Raw genomic sequence first — 25,466 nt, 5'->3', positions numbered from 1 at the left:
GAGCCCTGACGCGGGTGTAGTTCAATGGTAGAACGGTAGCTTCCCAAGCTGCATACGTGGGTTCGATTCCCATCACCCGCTCCAAATTCCAGATGGCAGCCAAGGCTGTTGTCACCCCAGCCAACAGGCTGTCTGTCGTGGGTTTTTCCTCACACCAGAACGAGTTTTGATGCCAGGCGGGCATCGTATAATGGCTATTACCTCAGCCTTCCAAGCTGATGATGCGGGTTCGATTCCCGCTGCCCGCTCCAGCTTCCAGTCAAAAGCCCACTCCTGCGAGTGGGCTTTTTGCTTTTCTCTCGTCCATGCTTCTATATTTCGCTTTCCGGCCATGTGACCAGGGTGAGCTATTTCCCCTACCTGCTTGGTTGCGAAGGGATGAAATCCGTAGTGCAGAAATGAAAAAGGCGCCGAGGGCGCCTTTTCCTAATGCGTTGCAAAGAGCCTTATTCCTGCTCCAGCTCGCCACAGAAGCGGTAGCCTTCGCCGTGGATAGTGGCGATGATCTCCGGGGTGTCGCCCACGCTCTCGAAGTGCTTGCGAATGCGGCGGATGGTCACGTCCACGGTACGGTCGTGGGGTTTGAGCTCGCGGCCGGTCATCTTCTTGAGCAGCTCGGCACGAGTCTGGATCTGGCCCGGGTTTTCGCAGAAGTGCAGCATGGCGCGGAACTCGGAGCGCGGCAGCTTGAACATATCGCCGGTGGGGCTGACCAGGGCACGGCTGTTGATGTCCAGTGCCCAGCCGTTGAACAGGTAACGCTCGACCAGCTTCTTCTCTTCGCCGCCAGCGGCCACATTCATGGTGCGGCTCAGCAGGTTGCGGGCACGGATGGTCAGCTCGCGCGGGTTGAACGGCTTGGTGATATAGTCGTCAGCACCGATCTCCAGACCCAGGATCTTGTCCACTTCGTTGTCGCGGCCAGTCAGGAACATCAGGGCGATGTTGTCGTTTTCACGCAGTTCACGGGCCAGCAACAGGCCATTCTTGCCCGGCAGGTTGATGTCCATGATCACCAGATTGATGGTGTGGGAAGTGAGGGCTTGGTGCATCTCGTCGCCATTGTTGGCCTCGAGCACGACATAACCTTCAGCCTCAAAGATGCTTTTCAGGGTGTTACGGGTGACCAGTTCGTCTTCGACGATCAGAATGTGTGGTGTTTGCATGAAAATTCCCAGATTCTTATCAGTTAATTATCTTAAATTTAACACTCTTTGGCGTATCAAGCCGAATTCCTGACTGATCCTGAAAATTAATTACGTCATCCTGGGTATGAGAGTCAGGTCGGAATATCGCGAATTTGGCATCAGCATTGGCAAACATCCCTGTGCCACATTTTGGCTCCCAACAAATCTGATAAAGAGAAGCCCGGAAAGGTCATCCATGACGGAAAGTTGCGGTATTTTATCAGTTAACAGGAGCATAACAACACTCTTTGCTGTCAGATAGCAACTTTTTAACTCTGTTTTGATATAGGTCAAACCCCAAGTTCACAGCATGATACTTGGCCTGATGACGATTTTTACCCCTATTAAATGTAATGGAATGTAACATGTGATTGACATGATTTTGTGGGAAAACTACAAGAAAATCCGCTTTATTGCGCCATTTGAGCCGCCTCCCTGGCCTGCTTTTGCCATTATCACCGCCTGGAATCCTGCCAGTCAGTCGGTGAGTGAACGTCGCAACCTGCGCCGTGAAAGGGCCTTGTGGCGGCAACTGGAAGGGGAGAGCGTAGCCGGCCCCTTGTGGGGATCTTCCCCTGATGAGCAGTGGCGCGAGTCATCGCTGGCGGTGGCGTTGCCGCTGGCGCGGGCCTGCGAGCTGGCGGTCCGTTTCGGCCAGAATGCCCTCTACTGGGTAGAGGAAGGGCAGCTTTGGCTGGTACCGGTATTGATTGAAAACACAGCAGTTTGTTTAGGCAATATTGAATCCTACTGGATTGCCAGAACGCTAATCCGATGAAAGAATGAACACCTTCATGCATCTGAAAGGAATCAAATCATGCTGGATCTACTGCCCGACCTCTGCGATCAGCACGGTGATGTACTGCAAGTGGCCGACCCCGTGTTTCAGGATTTTGGCGGCAAGGATATCTTCTACGGCCGCGCCGTTACCCTCTCCTGTTACGAAGACAACAGCCTGGTGCGGGAGCTGGTGACGCGCCCTGGCCAGGGGCAGGTGATGGTGATCGACGGTGGCGGCTCCTTGCGCCGCGCCCTGCTTGGGGATCAGCTGGCTATCAAGGCGGTGGAGCAGGGGTGGGAAGGTATTTTGATCCACGGTGCCGCCCGGGATGTGGGGACTCTGGCGACCCTGGCGCTCGGGGTCAAGGCGCTGGCGGCCTGTCCGGTCAAGACCGAGAAGCGGGGACAGGGGGAACTCGGCGCCGTGGTCAGTTTTGCCGGAGTGACCATTCACGAAGGGGATTATGTCTACGCGGATCGTAACGGCGTGGTAGTGAGTGCCACACCGCTGCTATGACGATCAGAAGGTAAAGCCGACCCCTAACGTGAGTGCCTGCTCGGCCGTAAAGGCGCCAATGCCATAGTTGGCGGTGAGGGAGAGTCTGGGGGTCAGCAGCAGGCTGGAGTTGAGTTCCAGCAGGGTGCTCTCTTGGTCGAGTGCCAAGTGGGTGATCTGGCTGCCAATATGGATGGAGGGGGAGATCTGGTAGCGCACCCCCGAGCTCATGTTGAAGCCGGATTGGCGGTTCTGATCCGCCACCGCCGGGCCGGCCTCCATGAAAACTGTCATATCGTCCATCACCGGGTACTGATAGCCGCTGTTGACCAGCCAGAGATCAAAACTGTCGCTGTGATGAGCTTGCTGATTGAGCAGCACCCCGGAGTAGCTCTTCATGTAAAGCGCGGGGTCCGACTCCTGCTTGAAGAGATCCCAGTCGGCGGCCTGAACGGCCATGCTGGCGCAGGATGCAAGCAGCGTGATGATGAGCGATCTGACCATTCGTTTCCCCTCCATGGGTCCGGAACTGGATCCAAGCATGGCACATGCCAGCTGTTAGTAAAGGGGACTCGGATCACAATAAATTTCGTTGGCCTGAGTCCCATACCGTGGTAAACAGGCGGTCGAATTGATAGTTCTAATCATTAAGAGGTGAATTCATGAGCAAGAAGCTGATATTACTGGCCGCTCTGGCCCTGGGAGGCTGCGCCGTGGCAACGGGTTCCAACATGGCTCAACTGCAGGCATCTGATTGGCAGTTGCAAGGTGCAACCGGCGATACCTTCACTTTGCATGTTGCAGACGGCAAGGTGGCGGGCAAGGGCGCCTGCAACCGCTTTTTTGGCGCCATCACCAAGCAGGGTGACGGTGTCTTGGCGCTGGGCCCCATGGGGGCTACCCGCATGATGTGTATCGGGGATCAGATGGGCAAGGAGATGGAGTACCTGCAGACTCTGGAGAAGGTTGCCAGCTACACCATCAATGGCAACCAGCTTACCCTGAGCGATGCCAACAAGGCGGAGCTGCTGACCTTCAACGCCGTGCCGGCCAAGTAACGACGCCGGTTTTTCGGCCGTGGCAACGCCCTCCTTTTGGAGGGCGTTGCTGTTTCTGGCATATCTCGTCGTAACTGGGCCGCTTTGTTTCCGCGATGAGAGTCTTGTTTGGTTGTGTCGGTAAATTGATCATTTCAATAATTCTTGTATAGTTGAAATAAAGATTGCAGCCGAGGGATCAAGATGAATAGAGAAGTGGCCACCAAGGTATTCGAATCGCTCGCATCCGGCATCCGGCTCGATGTGTGGCGCCTGTTGGTCAAGGCCGGGCTGGAGGGAAAGGTGGCCGGAGAACTGGCCAGCGAGCTCGACATCGCCCCCAACACCTTGTCGTTTCATCTCAAAGCGATGCTCAATGCCGGCCTCTTGTCGGTGGAGCAGGAGGGACGTTTTCTGCGCTACCGCGCCAATATTCCCCTGATGCTGGATCTTATCGGCTATCTCACCGAGGAGTGCTGCGCCGGCCACCCGGAGGCGTGTGGCGTGATGCGCGCCGAGTCCACTTGCTCCCCCCATGTTTTGCCCGCGCAGCCTTGCTGCAACAAGGAGTAATGCCATGTCAGTCATCCAGATTTTTGACCCTGCGCTCTGCTGTGCCAGCGGTGTCTGCGGCACCGAGGTCGATCAGGCCTTGGTCACCTTCGCTGCGGATCTGGCCTGGGCCAGGGAGCAGGGCGTTGCCATCGAGCGTTTCAATCTGGCCCAGCAGCCGCTGCAGTTTGCCGAGACGGCGGCGGTCAGCGCCTTTCTGACCCACGCCGGTGAGGAAGGGTTGCCGCTGGTGCTGGTGGATGGTCAGGTGGTACTGACCGGCCGTTATCCGAGCCGCAGCGAGCTGGCCCGCTATGCCGGGCTGCCCGCGCCGCAGGCCACCATCAAGGGCATAGTGAAAGGTGGCTGCCGTCCTGGTAGCGGTTGCTGCTAAACACAGAGAGTTCCGGAGCTATGCCCTTGAGCCGACAGGAGAGTCTATGTACCAGTTTCTAAGCAGTCCGCCGCCGTTTCTCTTTTTCACCGGCAAGGGCGGGGTGGGCAAGACCTCGCTGGCCTGCGCCAGTGCGGTCGCCCTGTGCGATGCCGGCAAGCGGGTGCTGCTGGTGAGCACGGATCCCGCTTCCAACGTGGGGCAGGTGTTTGCCACCGGGATCGGCAATCGCATTACCGCCATCGCGGCGGTACCTGGCCTGTCGGCGCTGGAGATAGATCCCCCAGCGGCGGCCAAAGCCTATCGGGAGCGGATCGTCGGGCCGGTGCGCGGCAAATTGCCAGAGAGCGTGGTGCGCAGCATAGAAGAGCAGCTCTCCGGCGCCTGTACCACAGAGATCGCCGCCTTTGACGAATTCACTGCCCTGCTCACCGACCAGGCGTTGCGCTCGGAGTATGACCACATCCTCTTCGACACCGCCCCCACCGGCCATACCATCCGCCTGTTGCAACTGCCGGGGGCCTGGAGCGAATTTCTGGCGCAGGGCAAGGGGGATGCCTCCTGCCTGGGCCCGTTGGCGGGACTGGAGAAGCAGCGCAGCCAGTATGCTGAGGCCGTCGCCGCGCTCTGTGACAGTACGCAAACCCGGCTGGTACTGGTGGCGCGGGCCCAGGGTTCGACCTTACGGGAAGTATCCCGCACCCATGAGGAGCTGGCTGCCATCGGCCTGGCGAATCAGCAGCTGGTGATCAACGGCCTCTTCCCCGAGGCGGCCATCGCGGGTGACGGGCTGGCACAGGCCCTCTGGCGGCGTGAGCAGCAGGCCCTCGCCGACATGCCGCAGAACATAAAGGAGCTGGCCCGGGATCAGGTGCCGCTGCTGGCCACCAATCTGGTGGGGCTAGAGAGCCTGCGCCAGCTGCTGCAGTCTCAGGTGGTTGGCGAGTTGGCCCCTGCTGCTTCATCCCCTCTCCAGGGCACCCAGCCCGAGCTGGTCACCCTGGTGGATGAGCTGGCCGCCGACAGTCATGGCCTCATCATGCTGATGGGCAAGGGTGGGGTGGGTAAAACCACCCTGGCGGCCGCCGTGGCGGTGGAGCTGGCAAGCCGCGGCCTGCCGGTGCACCTCACCACCTCGGATCCGGCCGCGCACCTGAGTGAGACGCTGGCTGGCACACTTCCCCATCTCGAGGTGAGCCGCATCGATCCCCGCGCCGAGACCGAGCGTTATCGTGCCCAGGTGCTGGCCACCAAGGGGGCTGCGCTGGATGAGCTGGGGCGGGCGCTGCTGGAGGAGGACTTGCGCTCCCCCTGTACCGAGGAGATCGCCGTGTTTCAGGCCTTCTCGCGCATTATCCGCGAGGCGGGCAGGCGCTTCGTGGTGATGGATACCGCCCCCACCGGCCACACCCTGCTGCTGCTCGACGCCACCGGCGCCTACCACAGGGAGATTGCCCGCCAGATGGGGGGCAAGGGGCTGCACTTCACTACTCCCATGATGCAGTTGCAGGACCCCAAAAAGACCAAGGTGCTGATCGTCACCCTGCCCGAGCCCACCCCGGTGCAGGAGGCGGCCAATCTGCAGGCCGATCTGCGCCGCGCCGGCATCGAGCCCTGGGCCTGGCTGGTCAACCACAGCTTGCAGCAGAGCGAGGTGAGCTCCCCTCTGTTGCTGCGGCGGGCCGAGCGCCAGCAGCCCCATGTCGAGGCGGTCGAGCGGCAGCATGCCAACCGCTATGCCGTGGTGCCGCTGCTTGCCGAGGAGCCGGTGGGGGCGGATGCCCTGCACCGCCTCTGCCAGCACCACTGAACAGTCAGCACCACTGAACAAGGGCCCCGGCCGCGTGGCCTGGGCTGATGAACATTTGTCGTTAACGAAAGAGATGCGGGATGACCGCATCGGGAGCCCTCATGTCTACAACCTGTGATGTCAAGAGCCAACCGGCGATTGGCTTTTTTGAACGTTACCTCACCGCTTGGGTGGCCCTCTGCATTCTGGTGGGGGTTGGACTCGGGCAGGGCCTGCCCGAGCTCTTCAAGGCCATCGGCGCCATGGAGGTGGCCAAGGTCAACCTGCCGGTGGGACTGCTCATCTGGGTGATGATCATCCCCATGCTGCTCAAGATCGACTTTGGCGCCCTGCATCAGGTGAAGGGGCACCTCAAGGGGATTGGGGTCACTCTCTTCATCAACTGGCTGGTCAAGCCCTTCTCCATGGCCTTCCTCGGCTGGCTCTTCATCCGGGTGCTGTTTGCCGACTGGCTGCCGGCGGATCAGCTCGACAGCTATGTGGCGGGGCTGATCCTGCTGGCGGCGGCCCCTTGCACCGCTATGGTGTTTGTCTGGAGTCGCCTCACCAACGGCGATCCCTACTTCACCCTGTCGCAGGTGGCGGTGAACGATCTCATCATGGTGTTTGCCTTCGCCCCGTTGGTGGCCCTGCTGCTCGGGGTCTCCAGCATAGTGGTGCCCTGGGATACCCTGCTCACCTCCGTGGTGCTCTACATTGTCATCCCGGTGATCATCGCCCAGCTGCTGCGCAAGGCCTTGCTGAAAAAGGGAGAGGCCCATTTTGACAACGTCATGACCCGCATCCAGCCCTGGTCGGTGGCGGCCCTGCTGCTCACCCTGGTGCTGCTGTTCGCCTTTCAGGGCAACGCCATCATGGAGCAGCCGCTGGTCATCGCCCTGTTGGCGGTGCCGATCCTGATCCAGGTGCTGTTCAATTCGGGATTGGCTTACTGGCTTAACCGCAAGGTGGGGGAGAAGCACTCGGTGGCCTGTCCCTCCGCTCTGATCGGCGCCTCCAACTTCTTCGAGCTGGCGGTGGCCGCTGCTATCAGCCTGTTCGGCTTTCACTCCGGCGCAGCGCTCGCCACCGTGGTCGGGGTGCTGATCGAGGTGCCGGTCATGCTATTGGTGGTACGCATCGTCAACGCCAGCAAACCCTGGTACGAAGCGGGGCTAAGCCGTTAACAGATGGCCGCTAACTGATGCTATCCATTTTCTATCCACTTGAGTCATGAGAGACATGCCAATGAGTGCAATCACCATCTATCACAATCCGGAATGTGGCACCTCCCGCAACACCCTCGAGCTTATTCGCAACAGCGGCGTCGAGCCGACCGTCATCCACTATCTGGAGACGCCCCCCTCCCGCGATCAGCTGGTGGGCCTGATCGCCGCCATGGGGATGCCGGTTCGCGAGCTGCTGCGCAAGAACGTGCCCCCCTACGAGGCGCTGGGGCTGGCGGAAGATCGCTTCAGCGATGACGAGCTGATCGACGCCATGCTGGCCCACCCGATCCTGATCAACCGCCCCATCGTGGTCACTCCCCTCGGCACCAGACTGTGCCGCCCATCCGAGGTGGTGCTCGATATATTGCCCGATCAACAAAAAGGGGCCTTTGCAAAGGAAGATGGCGAACAGGTGGTGGACGAGCAGGGCAAGCGCCTCAAGTAACCCCTTAAACCCCTTCGACGGGCCGGGTTTTACCCTGTTTCGGGTGGGACTCGTGCCCTTTTTGAAAAAGTTGCCCCAGCCAATCGTTTTACCGCTTTTTCTGTGATGCCAATCACTGTACCATCGCCGCCCGACCTGCCACCCGGCCGCATTTCTCCTCGCGACGGCGCTGGCGTCACCCGATACATGCTGTCACCCGGAACGTGAATGACCCCAGGATGGGACCCGCCACTAACCTGTAGGTTTGTGGTCTGTGTGTCGCGTGGGTCGGCCGCCTCCCGCCTGACCGTCTCGCGACACCCGTCTGCAGACTTGCCGTATGAAACTCCTCTCTTCATAGGTGCAAGATGACACTGTTATTGAGTCTGGTCGGTATGCTGGCCCTGATGTTTATCGCCTGGCTGGCGAGTGAAAACCGCCGTGCCATCCGTTGGCGAACCGTGCTGGGGGCGCTTGCCCTGCAAACCGGCTTTGCCGCTCTGGTGCTTTATTTCCCCCCCGGTCAAATCATGCTCGGTGCCATGAGCAACGGCGTCTCCGCCCTGCTCGGTTTTGCCGACAGCGGCATCCGCTTCGTGTTCGGCGATCTGGCGACCAACGGCTTTATCTTCGCCGTGCGGGTGCTGCCGCTGGTTATTTTCATCAGCGCGCTGATCGCCGTGCTCTATCACTTCGGCATCATGCAGTGGGTGATCCGGGTGCTGGGTGGCGGCATTCACCGCCTGCTCGGCACCAGCCGCGCCGAATCCCTGGTGGCCACCGGCAATATCTTCCTCTCCCAGGGGGAATCTCCGCTGCTGATCCGCCCCTTCCTGGCTGGCATGACCCGCTCCGAGCTCTTTGCGGTGATGACCTGCGGCATGGCCTCGGTGGCGGGCTCGGTGCTGGGCGGCTACGCCGGTCTTGGCGTGGAGCTTAAATACCTTATCGCTGCCTCCTTTATGGCGGCGCCGGGTGGCCTCTTGATGGCCAAGCTCCTGGTGCCCGAGCAGGAGCGGGTGCGCGAGCAGGACGAGATCACCCTCGACAAGAGCGACTACAGCAACGCCATCGATGCCCTGGCGGGCGGTGCCATGAACGGCATGAAGATCGCCGTGGCCATCGGCACCATCTTGCTGGCCTTCGTCAGCGTCATCACCATGATCAATGCTGGCCTCACCATGGTCGGCGAGTGGTTCGGCTGGAGCGCACTTACCCTGCAGCAGCTGCTCGGTTACCTGTTTGCCCCGGTGGCCTGGCTGATTGGTGTGCCGGCTGACGAGATGATGGCGGCAGGATCGCTTATCGGTCAGAAGGTGATCATGAACGAGTTCGTCGCCTATCTGGACTTCGCCACCATCAAGGATCAGTTGAGCGCCCACTCCCAGATCATCATCACCTTCGCCCTGTGCGGCTTTGCCAACCTGGGATCGATTGCGGTGCAGCTTGGCTCCATCGGTACCCTGGCCCCTGAGCGCCGCCACGATGTGGCCAGCATGGGCCTGCGCGCCGTACTGGCCGCCACCCTGGCTAACCTGATGAGCGCCACTCTGGCGGGGATCTTCGTCTCCCTGGCCTGATAGAGTTGTGCGCTACAACACCCCGCCCGCCACCCGACGCGGCGGGGTGTTGTTTTTAAGGGGGGAAGGGATTACTTGGCAATTGTCAGCGGGGAGAGGAGAGAGTTGCGTGACGGTGCTTCAGGCATTACCTAAGAAGGAAGTTTCCATGACCCGTCTCTCTCGCGCTTTTGCGATCTCCCTGCTGCTGGCTGGTGTTGCGCCGGCGTTTGCCGCCGCCACCTATACCTCGGATCTGCTGCTCTCGCCGGACTTCAAGGCCCCCTGGGCCAAGGCGACGGACGGCATCAAGAACCTGCCCAAGTGGGTGCGTACAGGCAGCGGCACCAGTACGCCCCTTGAGGTGGTGGCCGGCACCCCTTATCAGAGTGGTTCGGTCTGCAAACCCCACGATTGCGCCAGCCACTACATGCAATTGCTGGTGGATGCCAGGGCCAAGCGGGTGTGGGGCGTGCTGATTGATCTGCCGGATAGCGACGCCGCCCGCGAAACCCCGACCAAATTCGCCCGCTACACCTGGCTCGGCCAGCCGGACAAGGGGATGCAGGCCGCCCTGATGAAGCAGGTTGAGGCCGACCCCAACTGGCAGTAAGCATCGAAAATAAAAAACCTCTGCCCGGGCAGAGGTTTTTTATGGCGCACGGGGCGATGCGGCTCCGGTCTAACGGCTCAGGATCCGCACCGACTTGATGCGGTTGTTGAAGTCGGTCGCCTCCTGCTCGCCGCCCTTGCGGGTGTAGTAGCCGCCGCGAAAATCGGTCTCCTCGAAGAAGCGCACCACCCAGCCAGCCGGCACGGTGAAGGAGGAGATGCGGTTGGCAAAGCCGTAGCGGGCCAGATCCGGGATATCCCGGTCGATGCTGAGGGACTCGCCGCGTTGGCGGGCGCCATCGAATACCAACAGGGTGCTGGCATCGTCGCTCTCGTCCAGCCTCTCATCGAGTGTGGTGGTGATGCAGCTAGCCTTGGCCGGTTCGCAAAACAGGCTGTTGTTGCCTTGGCCCTGCTGGCAGCGGCGGCTCACCTTCTGGCGCGCCAACCATTCGCTGCGCCCCGCATCGGCATAGACGCTATTGAAGGGGGTCAAAGTGCAGACATGGATGCGTCCGCCCCCGTAACCCTGGCCACCATTGGCGACCACGATATTGGGGTTGATCAGGATATCGGCGCGGGCCATCCCCGCCAGGGTCAATAGCGTAAACAGGGTAAACAGTTTGTTCATGGAAAGGTCTTGAAACTGACAGAAGGGCGGCAAGGATTGCCGAGGCGCCAGAGCGATGCAAGAGGGACTTGGATGGGTTGCGACAACTCTTGCCCGCCCCTTGGCGTGTCACAGGGGCCCTGAAACAAAACACCGGCGCAAGGCCGGTGTTTTGGGATCTCAGCCCCTTGTCAGGGGTGGAGCCATGGCGGGCTTAGGCGTAGAAAGCCTCGACGGTGCCCTTGACGGTGATCAGCATGGGGTTGCCGTAGCGATCCTTGGCCTTGGGGGAGGGGATCTTCACCCAACCTTCGCTGATGCAGTACTCCTCGACATTGGTGCGCTCCTTGCCGTTCACGCGAATGCCGATCTCGTGCTGGAAGCACTCGGCCACATGGTGCGGGCTGCGCGGGTTGGCCGCCAGGCGGTCGGGCAGGGCCGGTTTGTTGTCGCTCATTTTATTTACCTGAGTTTGATAAAAAGTGGGTCATTGTAGGCAATGCCCGCCATGGGCTCAAGGCTGGGCTGCGTCCCATGAGGTGGACTAGGTCCGGCTATAGCTGCAGTTCGGGCAACAGCCCCGCCTGCTCCTGAAAATGGTGGCAACGGCGCTCAACGTCATCTTGATAGCGTGCCAGATAATCCAGCTCGGCGGGATGGTCTGTCTCGACCATGGCTATAGCGACATCCAAATGGTGGAGGATGTCGCTGGCTATCTTCTGCAAGGTCTGTTGCAGCAGGCGTTCGGGCAGGTCACATGCCTCGGCCATCTCCAGCAACTGCCATGCGTTGATCGCCTCGGGAGCAAATTCGTCGCCTATGGCCATGGCCAGATGCTGGTTGAACTCGGGGTAAAGCCCCACATTGACCAGATCGTACCAAGGGGTGGGCGTCAGCCCTGCTTTTGATACGAAGAAGCTGTAGTTCTTGCCGTGGGCATCGTGATTGTTGACGCAGAGGTTGAAGAGCAGCCATTGCAGCATGTCCAGTCTGGCCTGCGCCGGATTGACGCAGAGAGCGCTAAGGCTGAACAGCCGTGGCAGGCTCACCCCTTCCCGAATATGGGCCACGTCCCGACCATCACCGAAGTTGCGTTCATATTTTCGGGCGAGGGGGAATCCCAGCCCCTGACAGGCATCGATCATGTGGCGACGGCGGACCCTCATGCCATCCTCATCAAGACGACGGTCGAACCGTTCCACCAGCAAGCTTCTGTGGGACTTCTCACCCTGACCCACAGTATGCAGTTCGACCCGCGCCACCGGCATGCTAAGCTGTGCGGCCAGCTGCATGGTTACAAATTCATTGATCACCAGATGAGGGTGATGCTCGAACTTGAGGAGGTGGGTTGAACAGAGTTCACCTTCGCCAAATCCTAGCCTCCCCTCGAGTCGCAGCAGGTTGAGTTTGGCCTGCACACCTGCAACCGAGAGTCGGGGGCGGCCATCCCAGACTTCCAGCGGCCAGATCTCGGGTTGATCGAGGCGCAGCATCAACTCCTCTGGTGTGATGGGGCGAAACCGGGTGGGAATGTCGGGCTCTGCGGGTAGGGTGAAGGTGACAGCCCCGGATACATCGCGGCCGATACCGTGGATCAGGGCAAAGAGATTGCTGCGCGAAACGGAGAGCACCTCAATCAGATGATCCAGCCCGCGATTTTCTGGCAGTAAGTTGCCGAGATACGCCCGGATCTGAGCGCTGCTGGCCGAGCCATCCAATGCCAGTGGCGGTGAGAGTGGGAATCCGCGCGCTTGCCACTCTGGCAGATAGCCGAGCTGAAACGAATCCCGGTTGGAGTCATATTCGAGATGGCCGATCAGCTGATTACCCAGCCTAAGTTCCAGCCGATGGTGCTCAGAACCATTCATCATCACCGACCTCTGGTTGGCTGTAGCTGCTCATTACCTGTGATCCCGCTTCTTGCACCAGTTGCAACCTCAGTCCCAGCGCCTTCATCACCTGCAGCAGGGTCGAGAGGTAGACATCCCCCCCTTTTTCAATCTTGATCAGGGTTTTCTTGGAGATGCCGCACAGTGAGGCCGTCACCTCTTGGGTCATCTTGGCTGCTTTGCGTCTCTCCCGTATCGCCAGTCCCAGCGAGGCGGGATCCAGTTCTTTCGTGCCGGTTGGCAACGGTGTATCTGTCATCATGATCACGGAAAAAGTGTAGGTTGTTACACCTTAGCTCATGGTAAGAGCAAACAGCAACAAAAAGTGTACGATGGTGCACTTTTTATAGTCTCAGCGTTGTTTTCGATAAAAAAGTGTAGAGGTGTTCACCTTTTAGAACAGAAAAGGTGGTTAGGGAGGGTCTGGGAGATGATAGAGGGGCCGGGAGGATGTTGTGTGCAGAGCAGCATTGCACTTCACCTTCACTTCACCGAGCGGGGGTAGGGTAGGCTTACATCTTCACTTGGAGCTTTATTCTATGCCCACCATAGTCACTCACGCCGCCGTACCTCTCTGCCTTGGACTCGGGCTTGGCAGCCGGATTATTCCGCCACGCCTGCTGCTGGCGGGGGTGGCCATCACCATGCTGCCCGATGCCGATGTGCTCGCTTTCAAGTTGGGGGTCGCTTACGGCCATGTCTTTGGCCACCGTGGCTTTACCCACTCCCTGCTGTTCGCCTTTGCCCTGCCCACGCTGGCTATGCTGTTTCACCGCCAGTTAAGGGCCAGCGCCACCACCGTCTGGTCGTTTCTGCTGGTCTCTCTGCTCTCTCACAGCCTGCTCGATTCCCTCACCACTGGCGGCAAGGGGATTGGCTGGCTCTGGCCGTGGCGTGACGATCGTTTCTTCGCCCCCTGGCAGGTGATCCGGGTTGCCCCCTTCAAGCTGGAGGATTATCTCACCGCCCGAGGCGAAGCGGTGATCCTCTCCGAGCTCTACTGGGTATGGCTGCCGGGAGTTTTGGTTATTATAGGGTTGGTGGCGCGAGAATACCTTGGTTGGACCGAGTCAAAACGGACAACAATGAGACTCCCATCTTTTTGAATGCTGGCTATGCTATACATTACTCAGAAAAATGGGGGGCCTGATTTTCCATTTGTTAGCTGTTGGTTATTATTAAATTTTCTTTGTCACCTAGTAATTTGAACCATTCAATTAACTTTTTTTCATTTGTTGCGAAGCCACGCTCAAGGAGTGCAAGTATTAAATAGTTCAAATCATGATAATCATGTTTTATTTTTAATATTACTTTCGGATTGCCATATATGTCTTCAAATTGCTGATAACGCATTCTTAAATCAGTTTTCCAAAGCTCATGAACTTGGAAATATCTATAACAGATAGATTCTTTGGTGAAGAAACTTAAGGTTGGTAGTTTTGCACCATATATCTCATGCTCTTTAATGATACCATTTATATACTCATCATCATTTATTTTACCATCAAGTAACGACTTCATATGAGATGTGGCATCGCGCTGACTATTTTGTTTAAAATAACCGCAAAAACCTTTAATAATAAATTCTAGTTGCCTTAAGTAATCATCTTCCAAGTCTCGTAATACCCGTTGCTGTTCTGATGTTATTTTAATTGATTTGTTAGCTAAAATATCATTGATTGAATAGTCGCGTTTTTCTATATGAGAACTTGGTTTTGCACAGGGTTTATTATAAGTTATTTCAAATTTAATTAGTTTTGGAATAATAGGTATGAACTCATAGTCAATGTATGGTCTACCTAATTTTGAAAATATTTTTGCGCGTTTTTCTGATTCATCTTTCACAGATTCATACAACAGGTCCTCACATATTAGGAATTTATATTCATTTTGGAGGATTAATGATTTATCAGTGCTCAATGAAAATAAGAAGTTCTTGTCAGTAATGACATTTTTTTTCATGGTTATATTTTCATTTAAATGTGGGCAAGTCATTTTATTACAGTTTTCCATATTAATGGTGAAAATGTGATTGTTCTTGTTTTATTAATTCATGTATTGGCGGATTTTGCTTCTTAATGACATCATGAATATTCTAGTTATTATATATCATGCCTAATTTACAGGCTGTAGTAATTTTTATTAATTGTATTCTATTTAAGATGCAAACCCTGAAAGCCGTTAAGTACTGTAATGATATGTTTTGTGTCAATAGGTATGGTATCTGATAGATTTGTTGGGCTGCTTGCTGCCAAGTTTGCTATGGCAATATGCGTAACACAAGTGCTATCAATGTTTCTTTATGCTAGGAATATCTAGGGTTTTGGATAATTTCCTTTCACCGCTAGTATTTTAGCTCGGGGGGACGTGTCTGAGCTATTGGCTGTGTAGTGAATTATTGGGCGGTAATACTGCTATTGTGAGTACCGTGAGGTTACATGTGCCGATTTTCCGCACTGAGCGCATGCCGCACTCGCTAGGTTCGGCTCCTCATCGCCACCATTTCCCTGCCAAGAAACTACAAATTTTGTAAATGTGGGTGGGCTTTGCCACGATGAGCCATTCCAGCCCGAACCCTTATCCAAGATTGATTTTTCTTCAGATGAACCACATACCTCACACGAAATTGTGTACGTGCACTTATCAATGATACTCATGGCACTCTCCTATGCTATGTCGCCTAACTTCAAGCTCAATTACCTAGAGTGTTGGGGGAGCTTCTGGGTCAAGTGGGATAGTAGTTGTTAAAAGTTGACTCGCCGCAGCTAGGAGTTAGCTGGAGTGCCTTGTTGGGCATAACTTGTTACGGGTGGCTTGTAATGACGCAACAGATCAGGAGCCTTCTCTAAAATTTCTTTCTCAATTGATACGTCAAAGAGAGCATAGCCGAGGCTTTTTGTTTTGAGAAGCTCTTCGATGCTTAGGTTTGTTGCACCTCTAAAGTCGGCGCCAGCCATGTCAGCTCCTGTCAGTTTTGCTTCAGAAAAATTACACTCCTTGAAATCCGCATTTCTGAATTGTCCATGTTTCATATCGGCTTTCCGAAGGTTTGCTTTCGTAAAGATTGCACCATTCGCTCGAGCAAAAAAGAAGCGCACTCTCTCTAAGTTTGCCGAAATAAAACTAGTAGCTCTCAAATCGCACATTCCAAGAAATGCTGTATCTAAATCGACATAATCCAATCTAGCATGTCTCAATCTCGATTTACCTAAATCCACGCGATGCATAGGAGAATGACTTAAATTTACACTTCTGAGATCTGCTGCGCGCAGATAACAGCGGCTTAACGTAATTTTTGTTACGCCAGATAAATTCAGCCTTTTTATATTTCCAGATATGCGTTGTGAAGCTTCCTGAGATTCCCATTCTCTAAAATCGTCAATTTCCTCTAAAAATCGCTCAATACGATCTGTTTTTAATCGGTGGGAGTTTAGCCAAAGGATAAATACGCCAATTACAAGAATATCCAGAAGCATCCCATGTGATTCGACAAGAATACCTTCTAGGAAATCGGGCTTAGAGTAGTGTGTATGTGAAATGCAAATGATGACAAATGTTGCAATGATTAAGACCGAGATTGCTATGCGGATCTCGGTCTTAGTAGCTTCGTGAAATGCTCGTTTAAACATGAACAATGACCCAACTGTAATTAGATGGTAGATGGTAGATGGTGCTAATCCGATAACAGAGCCCTCTATAAAACTCCGTCCGAACCATATCGCCGTCTAAGGAAATTTAAATAAAATCATAATTTTAATGGTGAACCGATGGTGTCCTGAACTTATTCACTTACCTTCTACTTTTGTTCTGGCATTTCCCCTGTGTAAAAACACAGAGGATAAGTTGGCTATAGCAAGCGTCGGTAACGCTACCGCCCCTGAGTGACAGCCCCCAGTTCGCTGCTGTTAACCTGCGAGATTGCAACAATCGCTGTCATGGCGTTCTTCCGAGAGGTTGATTGTCATTCGGGTATCTTAAGGGGGAGGGTGGTGCGTTGAGAAGCGTGTTTTGGTGGGAATCTGTGCTGGATCAACAAATTAGTCATTAAGGCGTGGGCTGAGTGAGCATCTTGTTTGGCTGGAAATGCACCATTCCCTCACCCCAGCCCTCTCCCAAGGGGAGAGGGGGCTTGTTCATGGTTGCACGATAGCCTCAGGCGGGCACGGTTTTGATCCCCCCTCTTATTCGCTGAGGCGAGTCCTCTTGTCCAGGCCGCGAGGCAGGACGCCGAGCGAGCGGCGCTGGGCCATGGACGGCCCATCGGCGCGTGCCGTTGGACAAGAGGGTGAGCCGAAGGTACCCGACGTCAGTCGGGCGAATAAGCGGGGGAGAAGACCTTTGGTGTTATTTGCCAGAGATAGTGGGTCTTTCCAAAGTCACTCGCCCAGGCCCGAAGGGCGGGCGAACCCCCGTAGAGGGCGGAGCCCTGGCAAAGTCATGCCATCAGGAATATCTGCCGGCTCGGGCGTTCGGATTAACTCCGCCCGGATCGCGAACGTCCGAATACGCTGCGCTATTCGAACCTACGATTCGATAACGCCGGGTGATTATGGGTTCCCTCACCCTGCCCCTCTCCCAAGGGGAGAGGGGACAAAGACGCAGGGAGCGGCAACAAGCAGGAAATAGAAAGGGAGCCTATCAGGCTCCCTTTTTGCAGACATGGCCAATGGCATTTGACCAATGCCGCCCCCTATCGATTGGTCGCGGCCTTCATCCCTTCCACAAACTCTTTCAGACGGGTCAGCATATGCTCCGGGTTCTGGTGGTGGGTCTCGATGATCTTCACCACGGCGGAGCCGGAGATGGCACCGGCGGCGCCAGCGGCGATGGCTTCACGTACCTGAGCCGGCTCGCTGATGCCAAAGCCGAGCAGGGCAGGGGGCGCCTTGAACTCGCGCAGGGTATTGATCAGCCCCTCCACCGGCATGCCGGCCTTGGTCTCGGCACCGGTTACACCGGCGCGGCTTACCAGATAGGTGTAACCATTGCCGAGCTCCGCCACCGCCTTGAGCGTTTCAGCGTCGCCATTGGGCGGGGCGATAAAGATGCTGTCGATGCCAAACTTGTCGGCGGCCGCCTTGTAGGGGGCGCACATCTGCACCGGCACGTCGGCCACCAGCACCGAATCCACGCCTGCCTGTTGGCACTTCTCGTAGAAGCCGTCGATTTTGCGCACATAGACCAGGTTGGCGTAGACCAGGAGGCCAATGGGCAGCTGCGGGTACTTGGCGCGGATGCGGCCAAGTAGCTCGAAGCAGTCGTCCGGGGTGGTGTGGCTGGCAAAGGCGCGCAGGGCGGCGCCCTGAATGGTGGGGCCATCCGCCACCGGATCCGAGAAGGGAATGCCGAGCTCAAGGGCATCGGCGCCCCCTGCGACCAGCGCATCGACGATGGCCAGGGAGAGTTCGGGGGTGGGGTCACCCAGCATCACGAACGGCACAAAGGCGCCCTGATTGGCCGCGTCCAGACGGGAGAAGAGTTGTGCGTAACGGTTCATGACAAGGTTCCTTCTTTTTCAAAGATGTCAGCGACGGTGAAGATATCTTTGTCGCCACGGCCGGAGAGGTTGACGATGAGCACCTGCTCTTTTTCCGGTTCACTGCGGGCCATCTTGAGGGCGTGGGCCAGCGCGTGGGAGGACTCCAGCGCCGGTATGATGCCTTCGGATTTGGCCAGCTCCTGGAAGGCGTCCAGCGCCTCCTTGTCGGTCACCGAGGGGTACTCGGCGCGGCCGATGGCGGCCAGGTGGGCGTGCTGTGGGCCGACGGAGGGGAAATCCAGCCCCGCCGAGACGGAGTAGGACTCCTGGATCTGGCCCTGATTGTCCTGCATCAGGTAGGAGTGCATGCCAAAGAAGACCCCCTTGCTGCCGTGACCGAGCGGCGCACCGTGCTCGCCGCTCTCGATACCGTGACCACCCGGCTCGACGCCGATGAGGCGCACCGACGGCTCATCGATAAAGTCGGCAAACATGCCGATGGCGTTGGAACCGCCGCCGACGCAGGCGATCACCGCATCGGGCAGCCGTTCTTCCTTCTCGAAGCACTGGGCCTTGGCCTCTTCACCGATCATCTTCTGGAACTCCCGCACGATAGTGGGGAAGGGGTGCGGGCCGGCGGCGGTACCGAGCAGGTAGTGGGCTGACTCGTAGTTGGCGGCCCAGTCGCGCAGCGCCTCGTTGCAGGCATCTTTCAGAGTGGACGAGCCGGAGTGCACCGGGATCACGGTGGCGCCCATCAGCTTCATGCGAAAGACGTTGGGCTTCTGGCGTTCGCAATCCTTGGCGCCCATATAGACCCGGCACTTGAGGCCGAGCAGGGCGCAGGCCAGCGCAGTGGCGACGCCGTGCTGGCCGGCACCGGTCTCGGCGATGATCTCGCTCTTGCCCATCCGCTTGGCCAGCAGCGCCTGACCCAGCACCTGGTTGGTCTTGTGGGCGCCGCCGTGCAGCAGATCTTCACGCTTCAGATAGAGGCGGGTCTTGGTGCCCTTGGTCAGATTGCGGGTCAGGGTGAGCGGGGTCGGGCGGCCGGCATACTCGGTCAGCAGGGTCTGAAACTCGGCGATAAAGGCCGGATCATCCTTGGCATCGACGAAGGCCTTCTCCAGCTGGAGCAGGGCCGGGATGAGGATCTGGGGCACGTACATGCCGCCAAATTCACCAAAAAACGGGTTGAGCAGGGTCATGGCTTCTTCCTTATACCTTGAGTCGAAAACGGAACATCAATGACGAAACAGTGATTCAGTAGTGGCCTCACAGGGCGCGCTTACAGTTGGCGCAGGGCGGCAAAGGCGGCCGCAATCTTGTGTACATCCTTCTGGCCCGGGGCACTCTCTAGCCCGGAGTTGAAATCAAGGCCGAGGCAGCCCACTTGCGCCGCCTGCAGGGCGTTGTCGGGATTGAGGCCGCCCGCCAGCATCAGCTTGGCTTTATCGAGATGGGCCAGCAGGGCCCAGTCGAACGCCTGACCGGTACCGCCGCTCTGGCTGCCTACTTTGGTATCCAGCAGCAGGCGATCGGCCGGATAGTCGAGGGCGGGCAACGGCTCACCACTTGTGACTCCGACGGCCTTCCAGATCTGGCAGCCAGCCGGTAGCAGTGGGCGCAGCGTCTCGATATAGGCGGCATCTTCATCCCCGTGCAGCTGGACTGCCGCCAAGTTCAGAGTCTCCACCGTCTTGACGATGGTGGCGGGCTGGGCGTTGCGAAATACCCCGACGTAAGAGAGCGGCGCGCCCGCCATCACGGCGCGGGCGGCGGGAATGTCCACATAACGCGGGCTTTTGGCTACGAAGATCAAGCCGCCAAATACCGCGCCTGCCTGATGGGCTGCGGCGGCGTCCTCGGCGCGGGTCAGGCCGCACACCTTGTTCTGGCCCAGAGTGAGCTTGCGCACTGCCGCCTCCAGATCCGGCTCGGCCATCAGGGAAGAGCCCACCAGGAAGCCCTTGGCATGGTGGCGCAGATCCGCCACCTGAGCGCGGTGGTTGATGCCGGACTCGCTGATCACTACCCGATCGCTTGGAATGTCTTTGGCCAGCTGTTTGGTGCGGGCGAGGTCGACGCTCAAATCCCGCAGGTCCCGGTTGTTGATGCCAATCACCGGCGCCCCCAGCGCGATGGCGCGGGTCAGCTCCTCCTCGTTGCTCACCTCGGTGAGCACGCCAAGGCCCAGCTCCTTGGCCACTGCGAACAGGGCGCGATAGCCCTCGTCGGTGAGCACAGAGAGCATCAGCAGGATGGCGTCCGCCTGATAGTGGCGGGCCAGATAGACCTGATAGGGGTCAATCATGAAATCCTTGCAGAGCACCGGCTGGCTGACGCGACTGCGCACCCGGCTTAGATAAGCAAAATCCCCCTGAAAGAACTTCTCGTCGGTTAGCACCGAGATGGCAGTGGCGTATTTGCCATAGATGTCGGCGATGGCCTCCGGGCTGAAATCGTCGCGGATCAAGCCCTTGGAGGGGGAGGCCTTCTTGCACTCCAGAATAAAGCGGGTGGAGCCCGCCTTGAGCGCCCCGACGAAATCCCGATCGCTTGGGGTCAGCGCGCTCTCGAAGCTCTCCAGCGGCTGGGCCAGCTTGCGGGCGGCGACCCACTCCTGCTTGGCCGCCACGATTTTGCCGAGAATGGTCTGGCTGATGGAGGCCATGTTCAGAAAAGCATGGGGGGCAATAAGGTCTGACATCTCGTTATCCTTGCGAAGCTGGCTCTTGCCCTGCGGGCGTTCTGAATGACTGTTATGCGACATGGTGGCTGACATCATGCCTCCTGATGGCCCGCTTCCTGATGGCTCAAAGTGGCGAGGCGAGCGGCGAGCTCCGCCGTCTTGCCGCTTGCCAGCACCGCCAGCACCTCGGCAGCCGCGCTCTTGAGATCCTTCGCCTTGCCTGCCATCAGCAGCAGCGGTGCCACGTTGGCGGCGATGGCTGCGTTGTGGGCAGGGGTGCCACGCCCTTCCAGAATGGCGGCGGTGATGGCGCGGTTCTCTTCAGGCTCCCCGCCCTGAATGGCGCTGACCGGGTAGGTCTCCAGGCCAAAGTCAGCCGGGGTGAGCAGAAATTCGCGGATCTCGCCGTCACGGATCTGGGCCACCTGGGTCGGGCCGTGGATGGCAATCTCGTCAAGGCCTGCGCCGTGCACCACCATACCGGTTTTCAGCCCCAGTGCCAGCAGGGTTTCTGCGATGGGGCGCACCAGCTCGGGGGCATAGACCCCCATCAGCTGATAGGTGGGGCGAGCGGGGTTGATGAGCGGCCCCAGCACATTGAACAGGGTGCGGGTCTTGAGGGCCTGACGCACCGGCATGGCGTGGCGGACCCCGGCGTGGTACTGGGGGGCGAACAGAAAGCAGATGCCGAGCTCGTCAAGGCAGCGGCGCGCCTGCGCCGGGCTCATGTCGAGCTTGATGCCCATCTTGTCGAGCAGATCGCTCGAACCCGACTTGCTCGAGACCGAGCGGTTGCCGTGCTTGGCCACTTTCAGGCCGCAGGCGGCGGCCACCAGCGCCGAGGTGGTGGAGACGTTGATGGTGTTGAGGCCATCGCCCCCGGTGCCGACGATGTCGCAGAAGGCGTAATCCGGATGCGGGAAGTCGCGCGCTTCTGCCAAGAGGGCCTCGGCGGCGCCGGCGATCTCCTCCGGGGTCTCCCCCTTGAGTTTCAGCGCCGTCAGCAGGCTTGCCAGTACTATGGGGTCCACTTCGCCGCGCACCACCTGGCTAAAGGCGTCACGGGCGGCGTCGCGGGTAAGAGACTGTCCCTGATAGAGGGTGTTGAGATGATGATGCATGTTGGTCTCCTTACCGCACGCTGCTTTCTGGACGGGTGATATGGGCGAGCGCCTGGGTCAGCAGACGGGCCCCTTCCGAGGTCATGATGGATTCGGGATGGAACTGGAAGCCCAGCACCCGCTCATCCTGCTGCTCGATGGCCATGGGCATGCCCTGATAGTGGGCAATCACCGTCAGCTCTTCCGGTACATAGGTGGCAACCAGCGAGTGATAGCGGGCCACCGGCAGCGGGCTCGGCAGACCGGCGAAGGCGCCGTGGCCGTTGTGCTCAATCAGCGAACGCTTGCCGTGGACAATTTCGCCTGCCGCGCCGACGGTGCCGCCGTACGCTTCGCACAGGGCCTGATGGCCGAGGCAGATGCCGAGGATGGGCACCTGACCGCGGGCCAGCTTGATCAGATCAATCAGGCAGCCCGCCTCGTGGGGGGCGCCCGGCCCCGGCGAGAGCACCAGCACGGCGTCCCCTTCACAGGCGGCAATCTCGCTCATGATGCGGCTAGCCGGCAGGCTGTTGCGGTAGATCCGCACCGGATAGCCGAGGGAGCGGAACTGGTCGACGAGGTTGTAGGTAAAGGAGTCGAAGTTGTCGAGCAGGAAGATATTAGTGGCTGTTGATCCGGTACTCATTGGCTCACGTCCTTATGTTGCTCCTGCTGGGCGCTCAGGGCTTGCAGAGAGGTGCCATGGCTGGCTGCGATGGCGGCCAGCACGGCGGCCGCCTTGGCGCGGGTCTCGTCCGCTTCGGCCTGGGGTTTGGAGTCATAGACCACGCCGGCACCGGCTTGCACATGGGCCACACCCTCTTTGACAAAGGCGGAGCGAATGACGATGCAGGTATCCATCTCGCCGGCGCCGTTGATGTAGCCGACCGCGCCGCCGTAGCTGCCGCGGCGCTTGCCTTCCACCATGCGAATAAGCTCGCTGGCGCGGATCTTGGGGGCGCCGGTGAGGGTGCCCATGTTCATGCAGGCCTGATAGGCGTGCAGGGCGTCCAGATCTGCGCGCAATGTGCCGACCACCTTGGAGACCAGGTGCATCACATGGCTGTAGCGATCCACTTTCAGCAGCTCTTTGACGTAGCGGGTGCCGGGCTCCGAGATGCGGGCGATGTCGTTGCGGCCCAGATCCACCAGCATCAGGTGCTCGGCCACCTCTTTCTCGTCCTGACGCAGTTCCAGCTCGATGCGGCCATCGAGATCCCGGTTGATGCTGCCATCCGGATTGAAGCCGCGGCGGCGGGTGCCGGCAATGGGGTACATCTCCACGTCGCGGCTGGTAGCGCAGAACTTCACCGCGCTCTCGGGGGAGGCGCCAAACAGGGTGAAGCCCTCATCCTGCACGTAGAACATGTAGGGGCTGGGGTTGGTCTGCTTGAGGCGGCGATAGGCGGCGATGGGGCTGGGGCAGGGCAGGGAGAAGCAGCGTGACGGCACCACCTGGAAGATGTCGCCGCGGCGGATAAATCCCTTGAGCTTCTCCACCTCGGCGCAAAACTGCTTGTCGCTCTTGTCCACCTGCATGCCGCCATGAATGCCCTCGACCGGGGGCTGGGGAGCGAGTGCCCGCTCGGCCGCCTGCTGGCAGGCCAGCTTGAACTGCTCGAGGCGATCGCTCAGGCGGTTGTAGCGCTCATCCAGCTCGCGCTCGTCGCTGTTGCCGCCAAAGATGCAGGCGAGCAGCGCCGTGGTGCGATCGATATGGTCGATGGTGATGAGTGTCTCGGCCACATAAAAGCAGTAGTCGGGGCAGTCGTTGCTCCCCTCGGGGACCTCCGGTAGATCCTCAAAAGAGGCGATGAGGTCGTAGGCAAAACTGCCCGCCATAAAGAGCGCCTCTTTGCCCTGCTCGCACCCAAGCTCTTGCTGCAGGGTGCGCAGCACGTCCAGCACGCTGGTGCCCTTGAGGCGGCTGTCTTCATCAAGCGCCCGATCCGATGCCGGGAAGTCGAGTTGCAGCTCGCCAGCCACCTCGCTCTGTTTGATGGCGGTGCTGAGGAGCTCGCTCAGCAGGCGCTGCAGCTGGACGCCGTTGTCATTGAGGCTGCGTACCCGCACGGTGCGGCCACGACACTCGATGCGCAGGCAGGCATCCACCAGCAGCAGACTCTGTTTGCCCGCCTTGGAGTCGATCTCCACCGATTCCAGCAGCAGGTTGTTGGGGCGGCCCTGACAGAGCTGGCTGTAGAGCGCCAGCGGGTCGGCCACATAGGGGGCGTTTAACTTGAGGGTATCGAATTCACCCAGTGGCAGGCGATACGTGGCTGTCATAGTGCGTTCCCTTGCGTGTGATGCGTGTTACCGATGTTCATGACGTCTAATACCTTTGAAAAATGCCTTTGAAATTGAATGGGTCTGGTTGCGCTTGTCAGGGGCGCCATCGCCAGGTCGGTATGCTTGTCTGAATTCTCGGTTTCATCACAGGTCCATTTGCCGGATAATAAAAAAGCCCGCTGGGGTCAGCGGGCTTTTTCTTTGGTTCTTTGTTTGCTGTCAGATTACAGGTACAGCAACGACCACACGCCCGCATGTCAGGGAGTGTGCCACCACCAAATGGTCAGGATGGAAGTCGTTTGCATGATAAATTCCTGTAAAAAGATGTTTGCAATGAAGTGCCTACAGAAAACGATAAAGCCGCGGCCAAGTCAAGTCGCTTTTTAGCCTTCTTTCACCGAATTACTACAAACAGTGACCTGACCACGAGAGCGGAATAATCTGATGAGATTCGATCTTCACTGCCATACCACGGCCTCCGACGGGGTGCTGAGCCCGGCCGAACTGGTGCGCCGCGCCGCCGAAAAACAGGTGGAGGTGTTAGCAATTACTGACCACGATACCCTTGCCGGGCTTGATGAGGTGCGCCAGACCATCGCCGCCGAGCAACTGCCGCTTCGGCTGGTGAGCGGGGTCGAGATCTCCACCGGTTGGGAGCACCACGAGATCCATATCGTGGCCCTGGGCGTGGATGAAAAAAATTCACGTCTGGTGGAATTTTTGCGCGGGCAACAGGCTCGCCGCGAGGCCCGTGCCGAGGAGATAGGGCGTCGTCTGGAGAAGTGCCTCATCCCCGGCACCTATGAAGAGGCCAAGCAGCTGGCTGGCGACGCCGCCGTGACCCGGGCCCATTTCGCCCGGGTGCTGGTGGCACGCGGGGTAGCCGACAACATGCAAAAGGTATTCAAAAAGTACCTGAGCCGCGGCAACAAGGGCTATGTGCCGGCCGAGTGGCCCGAGATGCGCGATGCCATCGCCGTCATTCACGATGCCGGCGGACTGGCGGTGCTGGCCCACCCGAGCCGCTACGATCTCACCGCCAAGTGGATCAAGCGGTTGCTGGTGGCCTTCAAGGCCGCAGGTGGTGACGCCATGGAGGTCTCGCTGCCCCAGCAGAGCCCCCAGGAGCGAGCCAATCTTGGACAGTGGGCGAAAGATCAGGATCTCTATATTTCGGTGGGGTCCGATTTTCACTTCCCCTCCAACTGGACCGAGCTTGGCCGCCACCTCTGGCTGCCCAAGGAGGGCACGCCGCTCTGGCTGGCCTATCCCGGCCACTTCGGCCTGAGCGCCGAGGAGCATGCCGGCCTGTTGGCCAGCCGTTAATGAAGCGGGCGCCGCAACG

Annotated in this window: 26 protein-coding genes and 2 tRNA genes; 14 read left to right on the top strand and 14 right to left on the bottom strand. The window is 58.4% G+C overall.

From position 1 onward, the window contains the following. Positions 1 to 10: 10 nt before the first annotated feature. Positions 11 to 84, top strand: a tRNA-Gly gene (locus tag MRK42_RS15020). Between the two features lie 92 nt (positions 85 to 176). Continuing rightward, a tRNA-Gly gene (locus MRK42_RS15015) sits at positions 177 to 251 on the top strand. Between the two features lie 195 nt (positions 252 to 446). Here MRK42_RS15015 and arcA read toward each other — a convergent pair. Further along, positions 447 to 1,166 (bottom strand): two-component system response regulator ArcA, encoded by a 720-nt coding sequence (gene arcA / locus MRK42_RS15010; protein WP_026456262.1) that lies wholly within the window; start codon positions 1,164 to 1,166, stop codon positions 447 to 449. A 397-nt stretch (positions 1,167 to 1,563) separates the two neighbouring features. Between arcA and MRK42_RS15005 the strand changes: the two genes are divergently transcribed. Both MRK42_RS15005 and MRK42_RS15000 read left to right on the top strand, forming a co-directional pair. Then, positions 1,564 to 1,965, top strand: a complete 402-nt coding sequence (locus MRK42_RS15005; protein ID WP_338612495.1) for a DUF3293 domain-containing protein — start codon at positions 1,564 to 1,566, stop codon at positions 1,963 to 1,965. Positions 1,966 to 2,004: 39 nt separating this feature from the next. Next, positions 2,005 to 2,484: a putative 4-hydroxy-4-methyl-2-oxoglutarate aldolase gene (locus MRK42_RS15000; RefSeq protein ID WP_216994047.1), complete on the top strand. Its 480-nt coding sequence runs from the start codon at positions 2,005 to 2,007 to the stop codon at positions 2,482 to 2,484. 3 nt (positions 2,485 to 2,487) lie between these two features. Here the strand turns inward: MRK42_RS15000 and MRK42_RS14995 are convergent, their stop codons facing one another. After that, positions 2,488 to 2,967 (bottom strand): hypothetical protein, encoded by a 480-nt coding sequence (locus tag MRK42_RS14995; RefSeq protein ID WP_268856355.1) that lies wholly within the window; start codon positions 2,965 to 2,967, stop codon positions 2,488 to 2,490. 158 nt (positions 2,968 to 3,125) lie between these two features. Here MRK42_RS14995 and MRK42_RS14990 point away from each other — a divergent pair, with 158 nt between their 5' ends. The 8 genes from MRK42_RS14990 (at position 3,126) to MRK42_RS14955 (ending at position 10,060) form a co-directional block, all read left to right on the top strand. Continuing rightward, entirely contained in the window at positions 3,126 to 3,521 is a 396-nt protein-coding gene (locus MRK42_RS14990) for an META domain-containing protein (RefSeq protein WP_042027662.1), read from the top strand. Between the two features lie 183 nt (positions 3,522 to 3,704). Next, positions 3,705 to 4,073, top strand: coding sequence for a helix-turn-helix domain-containing protein (locus MRK42_RS14985; protein WP_042027661.1), 369 nt, complete (start codon positions 3,705 to 3,707; stop codon positions 4,071 to 4,073). A gap of 4 nt (positions 4,074 to 4,077) precedes the next feature. After that, entirely contained in the window at positions 4,078 to 4,446 is a 369-nt protein-coding gene (gene arsD, locus MRK42_RS14980; protein WP_338610792.1) for an arsenite efflux transporter metallochaperone ArsD, read from the top strand. Positions 4,447 to 4,492: 46 nt separating this feature from the next. Next, on the top strand, positions 4,493 to 6,256 hold the full coding sequence (arsA, locus tag MRK42_RS14975) for an arsenical pump-driving ATPase (RefSeq protein ID WP_338610790.1): 1,764 nt from the start codon (positions 4,493 to 4,495) through the stop codon (positions 6,254 to 6,256). A 101-nt stretch (positions 6,257 to 6,357) separates the two neighbouring features. After that, positions 6,358 to 7,422 (top strand): ACR3 family arsenite efflux transporter, encoded by a 1,065-nt coding sequence (arsB, locus tag MRK42_RS14970; protein ID WP_338610788.1) that lies wholly within the window; start codon positions 6,358 to 6,360, stop codon positions 7,420 to 7,422. Positions 7,423 to 7,483: 61 nt separating this feature from the next. Next, a complete protein-coding gene (gene arsC, locus MRK42_RS14965) occupies positions 7,484 to 7,909 on the top strand; it encodes a glutaredoxin-dependent arsenate reductase (protein ID WP_338612494.1) in 426 nt (141 codons plus the stop codon). Between the two features lie 347 nt (positions 7,910 to 8,256). Continuing rightward, on the top strand, positions 8,257 to 9,468 hold the full coding sequence (locus tag MRK42_RS14960; protein WP_042072942.1) for a NupC/NupG family nucleoside CNT transporter: 1,212 nt from the start codon (positions 8,257 to 8,259) through the stop codon (positions 9,466 to 9,468). A gap of 148 nt (positions 9,469 to 9,616) precedes the next feature. Further along, the gene (locus tag MRK42_RS14955; RefSeq protein WP_338610785.1) at positions 9,617 to 10,060 is read left to right on the top strand and encodes an inhibitor of vertebrate lysozyme family protein; all 444 of its coding nucleotides are present in this window, start codon (positions 9,617 to 9,619) and stop codon (positions 10,058 to 10,060) included. A gap of 69 nt (positions 10,061 to 10,129) precedes the next feature. Here MRK42_RS14955 and MRK42_RS14950 read toward each other — a convergent pair whose 3' ends face one another. From MRK42_RS14950 to MRK42_RS14935, 4 genes are all read right to left on the bottom strand, one after another. Continuing rightward, complete coding sequence (locus MRK42_RS14950; protein ID WP_338610783.1) at positions 10,130 to 10,690, bottom strand: beta/gamma crystallin-related protein; 561 nt, start codon at positions 10,688 to 10,690, stop codon at positions 10,130 to 10,132. A gap of 193 nt (positions 10,691 to 10,883) precedes the next feature. Next, positions 10,884 to 11,126 carry a DUF3297 family protein gene (locus MRK42_RS14945; RefSeq protein ID WP_005302916.1) on the bottom strand — a complete coding sequence of 81 codons (243 nt, stop codon included), beginning with the start codon at positions 11,124 to 11,126 and terminating at the stop codon, positions 10,884 to 10,886. Positions 11,127 to 11,223: 97 nt separating this feature from the next. Next, a complete protein-coding gene (locus MRK42_RS14940; RefSeq protein ID WP_338610781.1) occupies positions 11,224 to 12,540 on the bottom strand; it encodes a HipA domain-containing protein in 1,317 nt (438 codons plus the stop codon). After that, entirely contained in the window at positions 12,524 to 12,727 is a 204-nt protein-coding gene (locus MRK42_RS14935; protein ID WP_230599148.1) for a helix-turn-helix domain-containing protein, read from the bottom strand. Before MRK42_RS14935 ends, MRK42_RS14940 begins: the two co-directional genes overlap by 17 nt. A gap of 370 nt (positions 12,728 to 13,097) precedes the next feature. Between MRK42_RS14935 and MRK42_RS14930 the strand changes: the two genes are divergently transcribed. Beyond that, complete coding sequence (locus MRK42_RS14930; RefSeq protein WP_338610779.1) at positions 13,098 to 13,664, top strand: metal-dependent hydrolase; 567 nt, start codon at positions 13,098 to 13,100, stop codon at positions 13,662 to 13,664. A gap of 55 nt (positions 13,665 to 13,719) precedes the next feature. Here the strand turns inward: MRK42_RS14930 and MRK42_RS14925 are convergent, their stop codons facing one another. The 8 genes from MRK42_RS14925 to MRK42_RS14890 form a co-directional block, all read right to left on the bottom strand. Further along, the gene (locus tag MRK42_RS14925; RefSeq protein WP_338610777.1) at positions 13,720 to 14,520 is read right to left on the bottom strand and encodes a hypothetical protein; all 801 of its coding nucleotides are present in this window, start codon (positions 14,518 to 14,520) and stop codon (positions 13,720 to 13,722) included. An 803-nt stretch (positions 14,521 to 15,323) separates the two neighbouring features. After that, entirely contained in the window at positions 15,324 to 16,187 is an 864-nt protein-coding gene (locus MRK42_RS14920; protein ID WP_338610775.1) for a pentapeptide repeat-containing protein, read from the bottom strand. A 1,061-nt stretch (positions 16,188 to 17,248) separates the two neighbouring features. Next, positions 17,249 to 18,055, bottom strand: coding sequence for a tryptophan synthase subunit alpha (gene trpA / locus MRK42_RS14915; RefSeq protein WP_279461853.1), 807 nt, complete (start codon positions 18,053 to 18,055; stop codon positions 17,249 to 17,251). Continuing rightward, positions 18,052 to 19,245 carry a tryptophan synthase subunit beta gene (trpB, locus tag MRK42_RS14910; RefSeq protein ID WP_005302900.1) on the bottom strand — a complete coding sequence of 398 codons (1,194 nt, stop codon included), beginning with the start codon at positions 19,243 to 19,245 and terminating at the stop codon, positions 18,052 to 18,054. Before trpB ends, trpA begins: the two co-directional genes overlap by 4 nt. Positions 19,246 to 19,325: 80 nt before the next feature. Then, positions 19,326 to 20,822, bottom strand: a complete 1,497-nt coding sequence (gene trpCF / locus MRK42_RS14905) for a bifunctional indole-3-glycerol-phosphate synthase TrpC/phosphoribosylanthranilate isomerase TrpF (protein ID WP_338612493.1) — start codon at positions 20,820 to 20,822, stop codon at positions 19,326 to 19,328. After that, on the bottom strand, positions 20,822 to 21,850 hold the full coding sequence (gene trpD, locus MRK42_RS14900) for an anthranilate phosphoribosyltransferase (RefSeq protein WP_338610769.1): 1,029 nt from the start codon (positions 21,848 to 21,850) through the stop codon (positions 20,822 to 20,824). Before trpD ends, trpCF begins: the two co-directional genes overlap by 1 nt. Positions 21,851 to 21,860: 10 nt before the next feature. Then, positions 21,861 to 22,478, bottom strand: coding sequence for an aminodeoxychorismate/anthranilate synthase component II (locus MRK42_RS14895; RefSeq protein WP_013723977.1), 618 nt, complete (start codon positions 22,476 to 22,478; stop codon positions 21,861 to 21,863). Beyond that, positions 22,475 to 24,118, bottom strand: a complete 1,644-nt coding sequence (locus tag MRK42_RS14890; protein ID WP_338610766.1) for an anthranilate synthase component 1 — start codon at positions 24,116 to 24,118, stop codon at positions 22,475 to 22,477. Before MRK42_RS14890 ends, MRK42_RS14895 begins: the two co-directional genes overlap by 4 nt. A 447-nt stretch (positions 24,119 to 24,565) precedes the next feature. Here MRK42_RS14890 and MRK42_RS14885 point away from each other — a divergent pair, with 447 nt between their 5' ends. Beyond that, positions 24,566 to 25,447: a PHP domain-containing protein gene (locus MRK42_RS14885; protein ID WP_338610764.1), complete on the top strand. Its 882-nt coding sequence runs from the start codon at positions 24,566 to 24,568 to the stop codon at positions 25,445 to 25,447. Positions 25,448 to 25,466: the final 19 nt, after the last annotated feature.

It is taken from the genome of Aeromonas sp. 19NY04SH05-1 (genome assembly GCF_040581895.1).
GTDB classification, from domain to species: Bacteria; Pseudomonadota; Gammaproteobacteria; order Enterobacterales; family Aeromonadaceae; genus Aeromonas; species Aeromonas enteropelogenes.
Note: the sequence above shows the minus strand (reverse complement) of the source record. Positions and strands in the feature narration are given on the sequence as shown.

Bases quoted from the DNA above. Each gene is read 5' to 3' on its own strand.
- MRK42_RS14945 (WP_005302916.1), bottom strand. From the start codon at position 11,126: ATGAGCGACAACAAACCGGCCCTGCCCGACCGCCTGGCGGCCAACCCG.
- MRK42_RS14885 (WP_338610764.1), top strand. From the start codon at position 24,566: ATGAGATTCGATCTTCACTGCCATACCACGGCCTCCGACGGGGTGCTG.
- MRK42_RS14995 (WP_268856355.1), bottom strand. From the start codon at position 2,967: ATGGTCAGATCGCTCATCATCACGCTGCTTGCATCCTGCGCCAGCATG.
- MRK42_RS14940 (WP_338610781.1), bottom strand. From the start codon at position 12,540: ATGATGAATGGTTCTGAGCACCATCGGCTGGAACTTAGGCTGGGTAAT.
- trpCF (WP_338612493.1), bottom strand. From the start codon at position 20,822: ATGTCAGCCACCATGTCGCATAACAGTCATTCAGAACGCCCGCAGGGC.
- trpD (WP_338610769.1), bottom strand. From the start codon at position 21,850: ATGCATCATCATCTCAACACCCTCTATCAGGGACAGTCTCTTACCCGC.
- MRK42_RS14895 (WP_013723977.1), bottom strand. From the start codon at position 22,478: ATGAGTACCGGATCAACAGCCACTAATATCTTCCTGCTCGACAACTTC.
- MRK42_RS15005 (WP_338612495.1), top strand. From the start codon at position 1,564: ATGATTTTGTGGGAAAACTACAAGAAAATCCGCTTTATTGCGCCATTT.
- trpA (WP_279461853.1), bottom strand. From the start codon at position 18,055: ATGAACCGTTACGCACAACTCTTCTCCCGTCTGGACGCGGCCAATCAG.
- MRK42_RS14935 (WP_230599148.1), bottom strand. From the start codon at position 12,727: ATGACCCAAGAGGTGACGGCCTCACTGTGCGGCATCTCCAAGAAAACC.
- arcA (WP_026456262.1), bottom strand. From the start codon at position 1,166: ATGCAAACACCACACATTCTGATCGTCGAAGACGAACTGGTCACCCGT.
- MRK42_RS15000 (WP_216994047.1), top strand. From the start codon at position 2,005: ATGCTGGATCTACTGCCCGACCTCTGCGATCAGCACGGTGATGTACTG.
- arsC (WP_338612494.1), top strand. From the start codon at position 7,484: ATGAGTGCAATCACCATCTATCACAATCCGGAATGTGGCACCTCCCGC.
- arsA (WP_338610790.1), top strand. From the start codon at position 4,493: ATGTACCAGTTTCTAAGCAGTCCGCCGCCGTTTCTCTTTTTCACCGGC.
- MRK42_RS14920 (WP_338610775.1), bottom strand. From the start codon at position 16,187: ATGTTTAAACGAGCATTTCACGAAGCTACTAAGACCGAGATCCGCATA.
- MRK42_RS14985 (WP_042027661.1), top strand. From the start codon at position 3,705: ATGAATAGAGAAGTGGCCACCAAGGTATTCGAATCGCTCGCATCCGGC.
- MRK42_RS14955 (WP_338610785.1), top strand. From the start codon at position 9,617: ATGACCCGTCTCTCTCGCGCTTTTGCGATCTCCCTGCTGCTGGCTGGT.
- trpB (WP_005302900.1), bottom strand. From the start codon at position 19,245: ATGACCCTGCTCAACCCGTTTTTTGGTGAATTTGGCGGCATGTACGTG.
- MRK42_RS14890 (WP_338610766.1), bottom strand. From the start codon at position 24,118: ATGACAGCCACGTATCGCCTGCCACTGGGTGAATTCGATACCCTCAAG.
- arsD (WP_338610792.1), top strand. From the start codon at position 4,078: ATGTCAGTCATCCAGATTTTTGACCCTGCGCTCTGCTGTGCCAGCGGT.
- MRK42_RS14950 (WP_338610783.1), bottom strand. From the start codon at position 10,690: ATGAACAAACTGTTTACCCTGTTTACGCTATTGACCCTGGCGGGGATG.
- MRK42_RS14930 (WP_338610779.1), top strand. From the start codon at position 13,098: ATGCCCACCATAGTCACTCACGCCGCCGTACCTCTCTGCCTTGGACTC.
- MRK42_RS14960 (WP_042072942.1), top strand. From the start codon at position 8,257: ATGACACTGTTATTGAGTCTGGTCGGTATGCTGGCCCTGATGTTTATC.
- arsB (WP_338610788.1), top strand. From the start codon at position 6,358: ATGTCTACAACCTGTGATGTCAAGAGCCAACCGGCGATTGGCTTTTTT.
- MRK42_RS14925 (WP_338610777.1), bottom strand. From the start codon at position 14,520: ATGAAAAAAAATGTCATTACTGACAAGAACTTCTTATTTTCATTGAGC.
- MRK42_RS14990 (WP_042027662.1), top strand. From the start codon at position 3,126: ATGAGCAAGAAGCTGATATTACTGGCCGCTCTGGCCCTGGGAGGCTGC.